Genomic DNA, 14,059 nt, shown 5'->3' on the forward strand with positions numbered 1-14,059 from the left:
AAATTATTTTGCCACAGATTGCATAGATTTGCACAGATTTTCAAAAATCATTTTAATCTTTTAATCTGTGGCATAAATTAAATATAGAACGATACTTAACGGTATCGTTTTTTTTATGTTTATAAAATTATATTTAAAACAATAACCTTCTCCCAGTTTTATAAGCAACTTCTGCTTTCTATTGTTACCTTTGCAAAAAAATTATTTATGTCGAATATATATTTAGGATATCATTTTACGATTGAGCCGAAAGAACCGGGATCAGAAATTTTAATTGCTGAATTAGGCGAAAAAGCGTTTGAGACTTTTACAGAAACAGAGAACGGTATTTCTGCTTATGTGAAGAAAGATTTATGGGATGAAAACATTCTGGATGACATTTATATTTTACAATCAGAAGAATTTAAAATTGAATATACTGTTGAAGAAATCGATCAGGTAAACTGGAACGAAGAATGGGAAAAGAACTTTGAAGCGATTGATGTAGACGGAAAATGTCATGTTCGTGCTCCTTTTCATCCAAAAACAGATGCCGAATTTGATATTGTAATTGAACCAAAAATGAGTTTCGGAACAGGTCATCATGAAACAACACATATGATGATTCAGCATTTACTGGAAATGGATGTCACAGGCTTAAAAACTTTAGACATGGGTTGTGGTACTGCTATTTTGGCCATTTTAGCCGAAATGAAAGGTGCTTTACCAATCGATGCTATTGATATTGACAATTGGTGTTATTTGAATTCTATTGAAAATGCAGAACGCAACAACTGTAAACATATTAGCGTTTATGAAGGTGATGCGGCTTTATTAGCCGGTAAAAAATACGATTTAATTATTGCTAACATCAACCGAAATATTTTGTTGAATGATATGCAAAGTTATGTTGATTCTTTAAACCCAAAAGGAACTATTCTTTTTAGTGGTTTTTATGAACAAGATGTTCCTTTTATAGATGCTTCCTGCACTGAAAAAGGACTGACATATGTTAAAAAATTTGAAAGAAACAACTGGGTTTCATTAAAATACGTAAATTAGTTTTAGTAATTACAACAGTACAAAAACCTAAAAACATGAGTACTAAAGAAAAAGTAAGAGAAAGAGTTCAGGTAAAAGAAGCAGTTGGTTTCAATAACGAAATCATTGTTTATAACGACGATGTAAACACTTTTGATCACGTAATTGACACTTTAATGCGTGTTTGCAGTCATACGGCTGAACAGGCAGAACAATGTTCCCTAATTGTACATTACAACGGAAAATGTACCGTAAAAACCGGACCAATGGACAAGTTAAAACCCCAATGCACACAACTTTTGGAAGCTGGACTTAGCGCCGAGATTGTTTAATTGCAAATAATTTAAAAAACATTCTATTTTATTGGAATAAAATAGAATGTTTTTTTTATGGAAGAATACGGAAAAATATTAATTATTGCCACGCCTATTTTTTTGGTTCTTATCATAATTGAAAAAATATACGGCATCTATAAAAAAGAAGATACCGCTCCTTTAATAGACAGTGTATCGAGTATAAGTTCAGGAATTACCAACTCGGTAAAAGATGTTTTAGGCCTGAGTCTTACTTTTATTTCGTACGAATGGTTGGTTTCTAACATTGCGATTTATCATCTTGAAGCCAATGTCCTCTCCTATTGCATTGCTTTTTTCGTTATCGATTTTTATGGTTATTGGAGCCATCGACTGGCACATCAAATTAATTTCTTGTGGAACAAACATGCCATTCATCACAGTAGTGAAGAATTTAACCTGGCCTGCGCTTTGCGCCAGCCTATTGCCAGTTTAGCTAATTTGTTTACTTTTTTATTAATTCCCGCAGCATTATTAGGTGTTCCGGCTTCGGTAATTGCCATTACACTTCCTCTCCATTTGTTTTTACAATTTTGGTACCATACCAAGCACATTAAAAAAATGGGGATTCTTGAAAATATTCTCGTAACGCCTTCGCATCATCGTGTACATCACGCCATAAATCCAGAATATTTGGACAAAAACCATTCGCAAATCTTTATTTTTTGGGATAAACTTTTTGGCACTTTTCAAGCTGAATTAGATGATGTACCGCCCGTTTTCGGAATCACGAGACCTGCTAATACATGGAATCCGATTAAGATAAATTTTCAGCATCTAACCTTGTTAATCAAAGATGCCTGGCGCGCAGAAAACTGGAAAGACAAACTCACCATCTGGTTTAAACCAACTGGTTGGCGTCCGGAAAATTTTGAAGAAAAATATCCTGTACACAAAATCGAGAATGTCTACAATTTTGAAAAATACGGCACCCAAAATTCTCAAAAGCTTATTTATTGGTCAGTAGCCCAAGTATTAATAACATTATTATTTGTAACTTATTTATTTGATAATATTGCCAAAATTGGTTTGCCCAATATCTTTATCTACGGCTTTTTTATTTTAATAACGATTTATAGTTATTCTGAATTGATGGATAAAAGTAAATATGCCCTTTTTTGGGAAGGATTACGTTTTATCACTGCGATTGCTATTATAACGTATTACGGAGATTGGTTTGGCTTAAACCAGGTTTTCTCTTTCTCAAATTATATTATTTTAAGTTATTTAAGCCTGTCATTTCTCGCTAGCGCTTATTTTATTACTAAAGACTTTAAAACCACTCAAAATCAATTAATAAATTCATAACCCCAAATTATGAGAAACGCCACCATTTTTAAAACCTACATTGCCTTCAGCGCACTTTACCTGCTTATTTTGCTAGCAGGATATGAAAATTTAGATTTGTTTTTAAAACCTGTTTTAATTCCCTTATTAGCTTTCGGAACTTATTTTTATCGAGATTTCCCCACTAAAAAAACGCTTTTAGCTGCTTTGTTATTTTCATGGATTGGAGATGTAATTTTACTTTTTGCTGATATTGCTGAGATCTATTTCATAATTGGACTTGTTTCTTTTCTAACCGCGCATATTATTTATTGTGTGTTGTTTAACAAACAAATAAAGGCCAGAGTTCATAAAAATAAAGTTGCTTTCGGAATTGGAAGCCTTCTTGTAGCGTTTTATCTCATTGGAATGCTTTTAGTTTTATTACCTTCTTTGGGCGATTTAAAAATACCTGTTATCGTTTATGCAAGTGTGATCTCCATTATGCTTTTATTCTCTTTTAACGGATTTTTAGTTTGGGAAAATCCAGGAAACAAGTACATTTTTGTGGGTGCAATTGTCTTCGTAATTTCAGATAGCATTTTGGCAATAAACAAATTTTATACACCAATTGAAAGAAGTTCCTTTTTTATTATGTTGACTTATCTTGTGGCACAATATCTGATTGTAGTTGGAATATTAAAACTGAATCCCAAAAAGGCAGAATAGCTTATAATGGCACAAGGGCAGGACAGGTCTTTCCCGATTTTTTTAATCTTTTAATCCTTTAATCTGTAGCAAAACTATTTTACTCTTTACATTTGTAAGACCAATACTCTTAAACCATGAAAAAAATAGCTTTTTTTATCATTTTACTAATTACGGCAACTTCCTGCGTGAGCTCAAAATCGACATTGAAAAATGTTGATGACAATGCTCCCGATTTGGTTTTGAAGAAAGATAATACTTTTGCTATAACTCTTTTTAGCAAAGACAAAAAATACGGCTATGATCCCGATTATCCTGTGAATATTTTTTACCAAAATACCAGAAACGAAACCTTAAATGAAACTCGTTTTCTAAATGCTCTTGCCGGACCAAATGGTGAAAAAATAACTTATAAAAGATTAGAAACCTGTTGCCCTTTTCCAACCAAAAGAAGTGATATGGGTGCTGGATTTTTAAATGTTTACGAATTAACCTGGCAAGGTCAGAAAAAACCAATCAAACTTTATTTGAATGTTTATGAAAAAGGAATCTTGATGGTTCCGATGGGATTGAGTTTGAAGAAGGAGTAAAAAAACAAGCCATTCTAAAAATATAACCAAAAGAAATACATGAAATTTTACAGCTGTATACTATTACTAACTATTACTTTTAGCGTTTTCTCACAAACAGAAGATAATGATCGCTTAATATCAAATCAAAAAAACTTCGAGTTAAAAAATCTCTCCAATATACTGGAAAAATATGACCGTAATAAAAATGGCGCATTAGATGATGATGAGAAAAAAAATGTTGTAGACTTAAAAATAAATGGAGAAATTAGTTCAACCGAATTATTAAAATTCTCAAATATTGAAAGTTTGTCTTTGACGAGCAGTAAACTTGAAACACTGGATTTATCAAGTTTCAAGAATTTAAAGAGTCTTTATCTGGCATCAAATTTTAATTTAAAAAATCTAATGGCGCATGATTTAGCTACTCTTTCTCAAATTAAAATAATAGACAGTCCTATAGAAGTTTTAAAAATAGATAAGTCCGTCAACATTCAAAATATCTTTATTAACAAAGGAAATTTAGGTTCTCTAAATCTAAATTCATTACAAAAAGCCGAAGATATTCAGATTTACAATAGTATGCTTTATGAAATTTCTGTAGATTCTTTGCTCAATTTGAAATATTTATATTTAGACGGAAATCGCATTTCAAACATAATTTTACCAAATTCAACTGTGCTTGAAACGGTAAGTTTAAATACGAATCAGTTAAGTTCTATTGGTTTGCAACATGTTCCTAATCTGAAAAAACTGCGATTATCAGAAAATCAGATTGACAAAATAGACATCTCAAAACTGAATGATCTTGTTTATTTAGAATTAACTCAAAACAATTTAACGTCATTCAAAACAGAAAATAACAACAAGTTAGCGAGCATTTTTTTAGAAAAAAACAAATTAACTGAACTTGACCTGAGCAATTGGATTGGTGTTAAAGATTCTGAAGCTACACAGCCCCAAATCTTGTACATTCATTATAATCCTATAAAAACCCTAAATATAAAAAATGGTAAACTAACAAGGGTTTTCTGTGATAAAGTATCATTGTCGAAAATTAAAATTACCAAAGACGACATAGATGATTTAGCTCCAAAATCATAAAACGATGCTGAAAAAAATTCTTCTAATTACTTCGATATTATTACTTATTATTTGCGGGCTTGTTGCTTACGGCTTATATGCTATGGAAATTGACGATCATTATGGCGATTTACAAGAAGTTTATTTTGATTCAAAAAGTGGCGATATTATTGTAAATAAACAAACTCAAAAGTTTGGTATAATTACAAAAGGTTGGAAAAGAGCTGATGTTATTACAAAGGAAAATGACACTTTAGATTTATATGAATTAATTTATGTAAATCAAAAAGAGAATAAATATGAAGTTTTTAGAAGTGAAAAGGAATTAAAAATTAAAACATTAAGTTTCGAAAAAATCATGAAACTAAAAAAGAAAAAGCTGATAGAAACCATTATAAAAAACTAATTTATGTTAGGACTACTATCTCTAATCTTAATGATACTACCTTTATTGTTTCAATTTGTATATGGAACAAAAGCCATTCGAAAAACTACGCCGATGACGTTTGGAAAAGTGTCTTTGACAAGTTTCATTTTGCAAATACTTTTTTCAAGTGCTATTTTTGGCGTTGCTTATTATAATTTTTCAAAATATTTTGATGAGCATCCAGACAAAGCCAGATGTCTGACTGCTATAGCGGGTCTTATATTTCTTCTACTATTTTTGACTATTGTGTTACTAGTGACTATCGCCGTACAATATTTTATAAAACAGCGAAAGCTAATAAGCTAAGCCTACATAAATTATAATGAAAACAAAATCAGCTTTTATAATTTTCACCCTTTTATCACTGGCAGTATTTCCTTATTACATTGCTATTCTAACTATAAATTCTGATTTTTTCTATTCGATAATTCCGGGATGGCATACTACTATTATTCCAGGTCAAATAATTTCAAATTTGATCAAGTTTATAATTTTAAGCATTGTAACATTTCATTATTGGAAGCTTTCAAAATTAAGTAAAGAGATTAGTTATAAGAAATTCTTAATCCATTTTTCGTTAACTTTTCCTGGAGTATTATTTGGTAAAATAAATCTTTATGACCTGCTTACCTTCAATCCAGAATACGTTATCCATCAAATTCAAATTGTGGTCTTTATTCATATTTTTATGAATGTTTTATTTTTTGTTGGACAAATTCTCTTTTGGATATTTTATGTGAGATTTCTAAAAAAATAATTGATTTTTTGCTTTAATTAAAACATTCTTTTTAAATTTGCAGTATGAAAAAGATTACAACAAATAAACAAACGGTAATTGAATCTGTAGCTAAAATGGTTGCTGATAAAAATGCCGTGCGTTCTTTTTTGAAAGGTAAAGCTTCCATAGAATCATTAAAAGAAAAAGGAATTAAACTTGCCAATCCCCTATAATTATTATTTTAATGAAGATTCTCAATTCTTCTATTTTTCTACAAAAAATGCAATAGAGTATCGTATTGCATTTATACAAGATGAAACGTTTAGTACTGTATAAGGATTTGAAATCAACAATGTTTTTCAAATTGTAATTGAAAAAGTTAATGATGAAACTGAACGATTTGATGCTAAAGTTTCGTCAACTATACAAGCTATAATTAGTGCATTTTTTATAAATTCACAGAACGCAATGATTTACGTTTGTGATGATAAGGATAAAAAAGGAATTAAACGATTTAATACTTTCAACAGATGGTACAAAAATAGTGGTCTTATGACCACTATTGTAAAAAAGACAACATTATAACTTGTTTTTCTAATGACCAGAATTTTATAATTTACTCTTCTCTCTTATATCATCAGGACAATCAGAACAAAGAAACCATACTTGAAGTATTTAATACAATTCAAGAAATTTTAAACGAGAAATAATGACACCATCAAAAAATCAATATAAAATTGAAGCAGAAAATTTCAATTTACAGCAATACTTAGACAGAATTAAATTTTCAGGTGAAATTGAATTGAATATTGAAGGCATTACAAAATTAATGCGCTCTCAATTGTTCAGCGTTCCTTTTGAAAATATTGATGTTCAGGCCGGAAAAGTAATATCGCTTAATGGAGATGATATTGTAAATCAAATTGTGAATCTAAAACGAGGTGGTTATTGCTATCAGATCAATGGTTTGTTTTCTTTGGCTTTGCAGGAAATTGGGATTCCCCATTATTATGTTGCGGCACGTCCTTTGGTAAATCCGGGGCAAAATGCTAAAACACATTTAGGAATTATTGCCACTATCGAAAATGAAGATTTTCTGATTGATTTAGGTTTTGGAGGAAATAGTATTAGAAAGCCTTTAAAACTGAGTGAAGTTGCAACTGAGATTCAGCATGATTCTGACACTTTTACGTTGGTTAAAACAGAAGATAATGATTATCTACTGCAAATACTAATAGGACAAGAATGGACTAATTTATATTCGTTTGATTTGGCACCACAAAGATGGATCGATTTTAAGCCTGCCAATTATTACAATTACTCGCATCCGGATTCGGTTTTTACCCAAAAATTAATTGTGGTTTTACAAAATCCGTTGGGAAAAAAAATAGTATCTAAAAATTCCTTAAAAGTAATGACAAATGGGGTCTCTGAAATTTTTTCTTTTGAGGATAGTCAATTGAATACTATCCTGGAAACTGAATTTAATTTGAGACTGGAAAAATCTTAATACTTACTAATTCAAAACTTCTTAAAAACTCAAAATTCCACTAAACCATTAGCCCTGATAGCAATGGAAATCCTTTTTTGAGAAAGCCTATTATTTATGGTTTTTGCAGAGCGACCAACGGAAGCTCCTGCAAAGACCAATAAAAAAAGGATTTGGAGAAAAAGATTGGAGTGCATAGCAGGATCAGCTTCTTAAAATAATCTTAAATCCTCATCCGCTATTCATAAATCATAACTACCTTTGCACTGTCAAAAAATCATATTATGAACATACAACATATTCCACAAATTAAGCATACAGATAGTGGTAATTTCTTTTTGTTGGCGGGACCTTGCGCTATTGAAGGAGAAGAAATGGCTATGAGAATTGCTGAAAAATTAGTTGGTATTACCGACAAACTTCAGATCCCTTATGTATTTAAAGGATCTTTTAAAAAAGCCAACCGTTCAAGAATCGATAGTTTTTCTGGAATTGGTGACGAAAAAGCATTAAAAATTTTAAGAAAAGTTTCGGAGACTTTTCACGTTCCGACTGTAACAGATATTCATACCAATGAAGATGCTGAAATGGCGGCGCAATTTGTTGATGTATTGCAAATTCCGGCCTTCTTAGTACGCCAGACTGATCTTGTTGTTGCTGCGGCTAACACAGGAAAAGTGGTGAACCTGAAAAAAGGACAATTTATGAGTCCGGAGAGCATGAAACATGCCGTTCAAAAAGTATTAGACTGTAATAATGAAAATGTTATCGTTACAGATCGTGGTACTATGTTTGGTTACCAGGACATGATTGTTGATTTTAGAGGAATTCCTACTATGCAACAATATGCAAGTACAGTTTTGGATGTTACCCATTCATTACAACAACCTAACCAAACTGCCGGTGTTACGGGCGGAAGACCTGACATGATTGAAACTGTTGCCAAAGCGGGTATTGCCGTGGGTGTTGATGGTATTTTTATCGAAACTCATTTTGACCCTGCTAACGCAAAAAGTGATGGCGCTAATATGCTTCATTTAGACTATTTTGAAGGTTTAATGACCAAATTGGTTGCCATTAGAAAAACAGTTAATTCATTCTAATTTTTAATACACGTTCATTGAAAACAAATATTTTATTTTTCTTCCTGGTGTGTTTTTCATTAAACACTTTTGCTCAGCAAGAAATCGCAGTAGAAAGATACACAGCACATAATAAAGGGAAATTCTTCGTTTCATGGGGTGGTAACAGAGACAGTTATACTGAATCTGATGTAAACTTCAGAGGAAAAGATTACAACTTTACGGTTGCTGATATGAAAGCTCACGACAAGCCAAAAGGATATCATATTGATTATGTAAATCCAGCTAACATGACTATTCCCCAAACTAATTTTAGAATGGGATATTTCTTTAACGACCATTACAGCGTGTCGATTGGTTGGGATCACATGAAATATGTAATGACTCAGAATCAAATAGCTAATGTTACTGGTACTATAAATTTACCAGCAGATCAAGCTGGATCCTATTACAACGGAGTTTACAATAATACACCTGTAGATATGTCTCTATATGGTGCTATCGAAGGTGGCTATGATAAAGGTGTTGCTCAGGGAACTCCTCCTGCTTTTTTAATGTACGAACATACAGATGGTTTGAACTATATTAATACAGAGGTTTCCAGACATGACGATATTTCGAAATGGTTTGGTTTGCCAAATACAGATAAAGTTCAGATTAACTTAACAGAAGGATTAGGTGCCGGAGTTTTATACCCAAAAACTAATACAACCTTATTAGGAATGGAACGTCATGACGATTTTCACATTTCTGGTTACGGACTTTCTGCAAAAGCCGGAATCAACTTTACTTTCTTCAAGTATTTTTACTTGCAAGGGGAGTTAAAAGGTGGTTACATCAATATGCAGGACATTAGAACGACAGTAAGTAATGAAGACAAAGCTTCGCAAGACTTTTTCTTTTTTCAAAGAATTATTGCTGTTGGTGGAATTTTTAGAATCTAATATTTCATAAAACATATTTAAAAAATAGTTATCATTTTGGTAACTATTTTTTTTTGCTTTTTATTTGCTAAGCTTTGCATGAGAAAAGAATCCAGCAAAGACGCAAAGTTGCAAAGTTTTTTTAAGCTTTAGCTATATAAATTTAAGTTTTACTATTTTGTAAAAAACTTTAATTGATACTTTTATTAAAACAAGTTAATACCATAAGATGAAAAAATCAAAATATCTATTTCCCATAATTACCTTTTTGCTCAGTTTTGGATGTGCTTTGTTTGTAGCGATGAAGGTTTTTCCAAACAATCCTTTTTCAGGAACAAAAACAGAAAATAATCTAGCTAATAAAATTCAGGATGGAGATATCATTTTTCAAACATCAGAATCTAAACAGTGTGAAGCAGTAAGAATTGCTACCAATTCTAAGTTTTCGCACTGCGGAATTATTTTCTTTGTTAATGGCGGAAAATTTGTTTTAGAAGCGGTACAGCCTGTAAAAATAACACCTCTTGAAGAATGGATTGCTCACGGAAAAGATCATAAATATGTGGTAAAGAGACTCAAAAATGCCGAAACTGTTTTGAATACCGAAACACTTGATAAAATGAAAACGTATGGTAAAAAACTTCTGGGCAAGGAATACGATGCCTATTTTGAATGGACCGACAATCGAATCTATTGTTCAGAATTAGTCTGGAAAATCTATAAAAACGGCGCCGGAATAGAATTATCAAAATTAAAACAATTGGAGGATTTTAATTTAACTGATGAAAGAGTGCAGAAAATATTGAAAGAGCGATATGGAAATGATATTCCGCTTGACGAGAAAGTCGTTGCGCCTTCTGATCTTGTTGCTTCTGATTTATTGAAAACTGTAATTGATACTTACTAATATTTTAGTCTACCGATTGTGCAGATAGAACTGATTTACACAGCTATTTTTCAAATAAAAAAAGCGATGATTACTCATCGCTTTTTTTCATTCTATTTTTTTGAATCTTAATTTGCTGTCGGAAGAATAATTCCGGTTTGATCAATTAAATAAATTAATGATGTCATCGTTGCCGCTCCAAGTTCTAACTCTCTTTTGTTAATGGCATCAAATTTATCATTTGCTGCATGATGATAATCAAAATAACGTTGTGAATCTGGTTTTAAACCTGCTTTAACGATTGTTTTAGACGTTAAATGATCAATATCTGAACCTGCATGACCAATAGTGAAACTGTGTACAAGATAAGGCTCAAAAAAGTCTTTAAATCCTTGTATTTTTTTAAAATTAGCATCATCAGCTTGTATTGAAAATCCTCTTGGAGTAAATCCGCCTGAATCACTTTCTACAGCCAAAATATGATTTTCTTTATTTTGTTTGGCCACTTCTTCATATTTAGCACCGCCTTTTCCACCGTTTTCTTCGTTCATGAATAATACAGCACGAATTGTATTTTTTGGTTTGTAATTTAAGTTTTTAAGAATACGAACAACTTCCATACTTTGTACTACTCCTGCTCCATCGTCATGAGAACCATCTGCAAGATCCCAGGAATCTAAGTGGCCACCAACAACTATAATATTCTCCGGAGTAACTGTTCCTGTCAATTCACCAATTACATTATAAGACAATACATCTGGTAAAGTCTCACAAGATTGTTTAAAATAAAACTTTAAAGCAGGATTAACTTTTAGAGATTTACTTAATAATTCGGCTCCATTTGTACTTATTGCAGCAGTTGGAATATATTGCTCTTTTGGCAAATCACCATAACTTTGCGCGCCAGTATGTGGAAAATCGTCTAAACGCAAGTTCATTGAACGAACAATAGTTCCTACAGCTCCAAATTTAGCTGCCTCTTTTGCTCCCGCAAATCTTTGATCTACACAAGCACCGTATGATGTAAAAGTTTCGATATTTTCTGGATTCATTGGTCTGTTAAAAAACACAATTTTCCCTTTTACTTTATCTCCTAAAGTTTTTAACTCATCAATACCCTGTACTTCAACTACTTCAGCTGTAAGTCCTGTTTTTGCAGTTGCAACAGATCCTCCTAAAGCGCAAATTGGCACTACAGTTTTAATTTTATTATCTAAAATGTAAGCGGCTTCTTTTTCGCCACGAACCCAATGAGGCACCATCACTTCCTGAAGATATACTTTATCAAGTCCCAGCGTTTCTAATTGATGTTTTGTGTATTGTATTGCAGCTGCTGCACTTGGAGAACCTGATAAACGGCTTCCGATATCATTAGATAAATACTCTAGCCAGGTATAGCATTTTGACTCGGTTAAAGCCTTTTTATAGAATAATTTGATGTTTTTTTCATCATTTGACTGTGCAAAAGATGTCAATCCGTTTAAAACTAAAACAGTTAAAAGAATCGTTTTTTTCATAGGTTTAATTATGTTTTTTGGGTTGTTGCACAAAGGAACAAAATTCTTTAGAACTGCCACAGATTTCATTGCAACTTTTATCAAATTATTTTACCTCTATTAACTTGTTTTGCGCACCAATTCCATTTTCATTAAATGCCTCAATTGTAAAGTAATATTTTGTGCCTTTATCTAAACCTCTAAAATCGTATGAAGCCTGATCATACACCATAATACTGTTGTATAATTTATCAGGACTTATGCCGTAATAAATGTTATAACCTACTGCATCTGGCTGTTTTTTCCAGCTAAACATTGCATTTCGGGAATCTTTTACATTTCTGGCGACTTTAAAACTTGAAACGGCTTTTGGTTTTACCGCCAATCCATTTCCGAAAACTCTGAAATCTGAAACTGCAAATAATCCTGAAGCATTATGAATGTTTATCATTTTAATATAACGCGCTTTAATTGCCCTTGTCAACTCTACATAATCATGCGGAACGTCTTTTGCATTTTGAGATTTATCTACTACTAACGTCCAGTTCTGAGCATCATCAGACATTAAGATTTTATATTGATAATAAATATCCATAGCCTTGTTAAACTGTGTTGCTTTATGATCTGCATAATTGATTTGCAAAGCTTTTATTTCCATTGACCTACCCAAATCAAGTTGTAACCACTCGCCAGGTGCATCCGTTTTCGCTGACCAATAGGTTTGAATGTTTTCATCGGTTAAATTTTCAGCACCGTAACAGAATTTTTCATAGACTTTTTTACCACCATTATCCATTCTGTGTGTTTCTACTTCCATGCATTCCTCAGAAGAAGAAGTTGTAACTGGCTTTTTATAAGAAAGTAACATCCATCCTGAAGAAGCTCCTTTTTCCTGATTTCTCTGACTTGTTGGCAACACAATTGGGAAATCGCCATACGCTGTAATGGAATACATTACATCATCCTTATCAAAACCTGCAGGAAACATATCAATACGACGCTCAAAACGGTCTTTAATTGATATTTTACAAGTTCCGGTATTCCAATAATTTCCATAATTATCTGCAAACGTATTTCCGTGTCCGGCTCCAATAACAAAACCACCAGGTTTGTATGACATCGGATTGTGTTTTTGATACGTAAATGGTCCCAAAGGATTATCTCCAACATGAACACCATTGGCATAACCTTTAAATTCAGTCGCCGGCGCACCATATTGCATATAATATTTACCATTATGTTTGGTCATCCACGCACCTTCAATAAAATTTCCCCAAGGTGCAGGTTCCATATCATTATTAGGTCCAAAACGCTCCCACCCATGATTGGAAGGATCCAGAATAGCCACTTCTTTTATCTGACCATATGGACGCTGAATATCTTCAACTTCTGTCGCTTTGTATAATTTATCGTAATCAGCCTGATTACCTTTTGGAAGCCAGGTATTATAATCCACCTCTACACCAACCAGGGGTAATTTTCCGCTTGAACCGTAATACATATATACTTTTTTATCGTCATCCTGAAAGATGGCAGGGTCCCAGGTTGGCAACATTGCTTTATCAACGTGTCTTAACCATTGTCCAGATTTTGGATCGGCCGTTTTCCAGATTGGATGATCTCTTTTCCAGGTAGAACCTACATAAAACAAAGTATCATTTACAACCCATGCCGCTGGTGCACATTGATCATCATCTCCTGGTTTTCTTTGAAAACTTCCGTAAACAAATTTCCAATCAGACATGTCCTTGCTCCAAAAGAATCCTGCCTGATTTGTTGCGAATAAATAATATTCATTTTTATATGTAATAATAACCGGATCTGCACTGGAACGGCGAGATTCAGGAATTCCGTTGTGATTGTTTGTCGTATAATTATATCCTATGTTTATTGGATTGCAATAAGTTGTTGCCGGTTTATTCGGATCGAACCATTCTGTTTTACCAGTAATATTTGGTTTCTGTGCATAAACATTGTTATTGAAAATCATCAAAAACAATAGAATTGGCAGTGTGAATTGATATGCTTTTTTCATGATT

At 32.5% G+C, this 14,059-nt stretch carries 17 protein-coding genes; 15 read left to right on the top strand and 2 right to left on the bottom strand.

The window, feature by feature from the left end:
* Positions 1 to 207 precede the first annotated feature (207 nt).
* The 15 genes from prmA to B0A65_RS22000 all read left to right on the top strand — a co-directional run bounded on the left by prmA (position 208) and on the right by B0A65_RS22000 (position 10,545).
* Positions 208 to 1,041 (top strand): 50S ribosomal protein L11 methyltransferase, encoded by an 834-nt coding sequence (prmA, locus tag B0A65_RS21940; RefSeq protein ID WP_074657449.1) that lies wholly within the window; start codon positions 208 to 210, stop codon positions 1,039 to 1,041.
* Between the two features lie 35 nt (positions 1,042 to 1,076).
* On the top strand, positions 1,077 to 1,352 hold the full coding sequence (locus B0A65_RS21945; RefSeq protein ID WP_074657446.1) for an ATP-dependent Clp protease adaptor ClpS: 276 nt from the start codon (positions 1,077 to 1,079) through the stop codon (positions 1,350 to 1,352).
* Positions 1,353 to 1,409: 57 nt separating this feature from the next.
* Positions 1,410 to 2,681, top strand: coding sequence for a sterol desaturase family protein (locus B0A65_RS21950; protein WP_074657443.1), 1,272 nt, complete (start codon positions 1,410 to 1,412; stop codon positions 2,679 to 2,681).
* A gap of 9 nt (positions 2,682 to 2,690) precedes the next feature.
* Entirely contained in the window at positions 2,691 to 3,368 is a 678-nt protein-coding gene (locus B0A65_RS21955; protein WP_074657441.1) for a lysoplasmalogenase, read from the top strand.
* Between the two features lie 116 nt (positions 3,369 to 3,484).
* Positions 3,485 to 3,937 carry a 2-dehydro-3-deoxyphosphooctonate aldolase gene (locus tag B0A65_RS21960; RefSeq protein WP_074657438.1) on the top strand — a complete coding sequence of 151 codons (453 nt, stop codon included), beginning with the start codon at positions 3,485 to 3,487 and terminating at the stop codon, positions 3,935 to 3,937.
* A 39-nt stretch (positions 3,938 to 3,976) separates the two neighbouring features.
* Positions 3,977 to 5,020, top strand: coding sequence for a leucine-rich repeat domain-containing protein (locus tag B0A65_RS21965; protein ID WP_074657436.1), 1,044 nt, complete (start codon positions 3,977 to 3,979; stop codon positions 5,018 to 5,020).
* A gap of 4 nt (positions 5,021 to 5,024) precedes the next feature.
* Positions 5,025 to 5,405 (top strand): hypothetical protein, encoded by a 381-nt coding sequence (locus B0A65_RS21970; protein ID WP_089069665.1) that lies wholly within the window; start codon positions 5,025 to 5,027, stop codon positions 5,403 to 5,405.
* 3 nt (positions 5,406 to 5,408) lie between these two features.
* A complete protein-coding gene (locus B0A65_RS21975; RefSeq protein WP_123890417.1) occupies positions 5,409 to 5,732 on the top strand; it encodes a hypothetical protein in 324 nt (107 codons plus the stop codon).
* 16 nt (positions 5,733 to 5,748) lie between these two features.
* Positions 5,749 to 6,183, top strand: coding sequence for a hypothetical protein (locus tag B0A65_RS21980; protein WP_074657428.1), 435 nt, complete (start codon positions 5,749 to 5,751; stop codon positions 6,181 to 6,183).
* A gap of 44 nt (positions 6,184 to 6,227) precedes the next feature.
* A complete protein-coding gene (locus B0A65_RS23380; protein ID WP_207556479.1) occupies positions 6,228 to 6,377 on the top strand; it encodes a hypothetical protein in 150 nt (49 codons plus the stop codon).
* A 136-nt stretch (positions 6,378 to 6,513) separates the two neighbouring features.
* Positions 6,514 to 6,729, top strand: coding sequence for a DUF6169 family protein (locus B0A65_RS23705; protein ID WP_394335687.1), 216 nt, complete (start codon positions 6,514 to 6,516; stop codon positions 6,727 to 6,729).
* Positions 6,730 to 6,853: 124 nt separating this feature from the next.
* Positions 6,854 to 7,654 carry an arylamine N-acetyltransferase family protein gene (locus B0A65_RS21985; protein ID WP_083370368.1) on the top strand — a complete coding sequence of 267 codons (801 nt, stop codon included), beginning with the start codon at positions 6,854 to 6,856 and terminating at the stop codon, positions 7,652 to 7,654.
* Positions 7,655 to 7,917: 263 nt separating this feature from the next.
* Positions 7,918 to 8,736, top strand: a complete 819-nt coding sequence (gene kdsA / locus B0A65_RS21990; protein WP_074657426.1) for a 3-deoxy-8-phosphooctulonate synthase — start codon at positions 7,918 to 7,920, stop codon at positions 8,734 to 8,736.
* 17 nt (positions 8,737 to 8,753) lie between these two features.
* A complete protein-coding gene (locus B0A65_RS21995) occupies positions 8,754 to 9,659 on the top strand; it encodes a hypothetical protein (RefSeq protein ID WP_074657423.1) in 906 nt (301 codons plus the stop codon).
* Between the two features lie 208 nt (positions 9,660 to 9,867).
* The gene (locus B0A65_RS22000) at positions 9,868 to 10,545 is read left to right on the top strand and encodes a YiiX family permuted papain-like enzyme (protein WP_074657420.1); all 678 of its coding nucleotides are present in this window, start codon (positions 9,868 to 9,870) and stop codon (positions 10,543 to 10,545) included.
* A 107-nt stretch (positions 10,546 to 10,652) separates the two neighbouring features.
* On the opposite strand, the gene B0A65_RS22005 is transcribed toward B0A65_RS22000, so the two are convergent.
* Both B0A65_RS22005 and B0A65_RS22010 read right to left on the bottom strand, forming a co-directional pair.
* Positions 10,653 to 12,041, bottom strand: coding sequence for a M28 family peptidase (locus B0A65_RS22005; protein WP_074658306.1), 1,389 nt, complete (start codon positions 12,039 to 12,041; stop codon positions 10,653 to 10,655).
* Positions 12,042 to 12,126: 85 nt separating this feature from the next.
* The gene (locus tag B0A65_RS22010; RefSeq protein WP_074657418.1) at positions 12,127 to 14,055 is read right to left on the bottom strand and encodes a discoidin domain-containing protein; all 1,929 of its coding nucleotides are present in this window, start codon (positions 14,053 to 14,055) and stop codon (positions 12,127 to 12,129) included.
* Positions 14,056 to 14,059 lie beyond the last annotated feature (4 nt).

This window comes from Flavobacterium frigidimaris (assembly GCF_002217275.1).
Lineage (GTDB): Bacteria > Bacteroidota > Bacteroidia > Flavobacteriales > Flavobacteriaceae > Flavobacterium > Flavobacterium aquidurense.

What these genes read in the sequence shown, in the direction of transcription:
- prmA (WP_074657449.1), top strand. Translation starts at nt 208, where the DNA reads ATGTCGAATATATATTTAGGATATCATTTTACGATTGAGCCGAAAGAA.
- B0A65_RS21945 (WP_074657446.1), top strand. Translation starts at nt 1,077, where the DNA reads ATGAGTACTAAAGAAAAAGTAAGAGAAAGAGTTCAGGTAAAAGAAGCA.
- B0A65_RS21950 (WP_074657443.1), top strand. Translation starts at nt 1,410, where the DNA reads ATGGAAGAATACGGAAAAATATTAATTATTGCCACGCCTATTTTTTTG.
- B0A65_RS21955 (WP_074657441.1), top strand. Translation starts at nt 2,691, where the DNA reads ATGAGAAACGCCACCATTTTTAAAACCTACATTGCCTTCAGCGCACTT.
- B0A65_RS21960 (WP_074657438.1), top strand. Translation starts at nt 3,485, where the DNA reads ATGAAAAAAATAGCTTTTTTTATCATTTTACTAATTACGGCAACTTCC.
- B0A65_RS21965 (WP_074657436.1), top strand. Translation starts at nt 3,977, where the DNA reads ATGAAATTTTACAGCTGTATACTATTACTAACTATTACTTTTAGCGTT.
- B0A65_RS21970 (WP_089069665.1), top strand. Translation starts at nt 5,025, where the DNA reads ATGCTGAAAAAAATTCTTCTAATTACTTCGATATTATTACTTATTATT.
- B0A65_RS21975 (WP_123890417.1), top strand. Translation starts at nt 5,409, where the DNA reads ATGTTAGGACTACTATCTCTAATCTTAATGATACTACCTTTATTGTTT.
- B0A65_RS21980 (WP_074657428.1), top strand. Translation starts at nt 5,749, where the DNA reads ATGAAAACAAAATCAGCTTTTATAATTTTCACCCTTTTATCACTGGCA.
- B0A65_RS23380 (WP_207556479.1), top strand. Translation starts at nt 6,228, where the DNA reads ATGAAAAAGATTACAACAAATAAACAAACGGTAATTGAATCTGTAGCT.
- B0A65_RS21985 (WP_083370368.1), top strand. Translation starts at nt 6,854, where the DNA reads ATGACACCATCAAAAAATCAATATAAAATTGAAGCAGAAAATTTCAAT.
- kdsA (WP_074657426.1), top strand. Translation starts at nt 7,918, where the DNA reads ATGAACATACAACATATTCCACAAATTAAGCATACAGATAGTGGTAAT.
- B0A65_RS22000 (WP_074657420.1), top strand. Translation starts at nt 9,868, where the DNA reads ATGAAAAAATCAAAATATCTATTTCCCATAATTACCTTTTTGCTCAGT.
- B0A65_RS22005 (WP_074658306.1), bottom strand. Translation starts at nt 12,041, where the DNA reads ATGAAAAAAACGATTCTTTTAACTGTTTTAGTTTTAAACGGATTGACA.
- B0A65_RS22010 (WP_074657418.1), bottom strand. Translation starts at nt 14,055, where the DNA reads ATGAAAAAAGCATATCAATTCACACTGCCAATTCTATTGTTTTTGATG.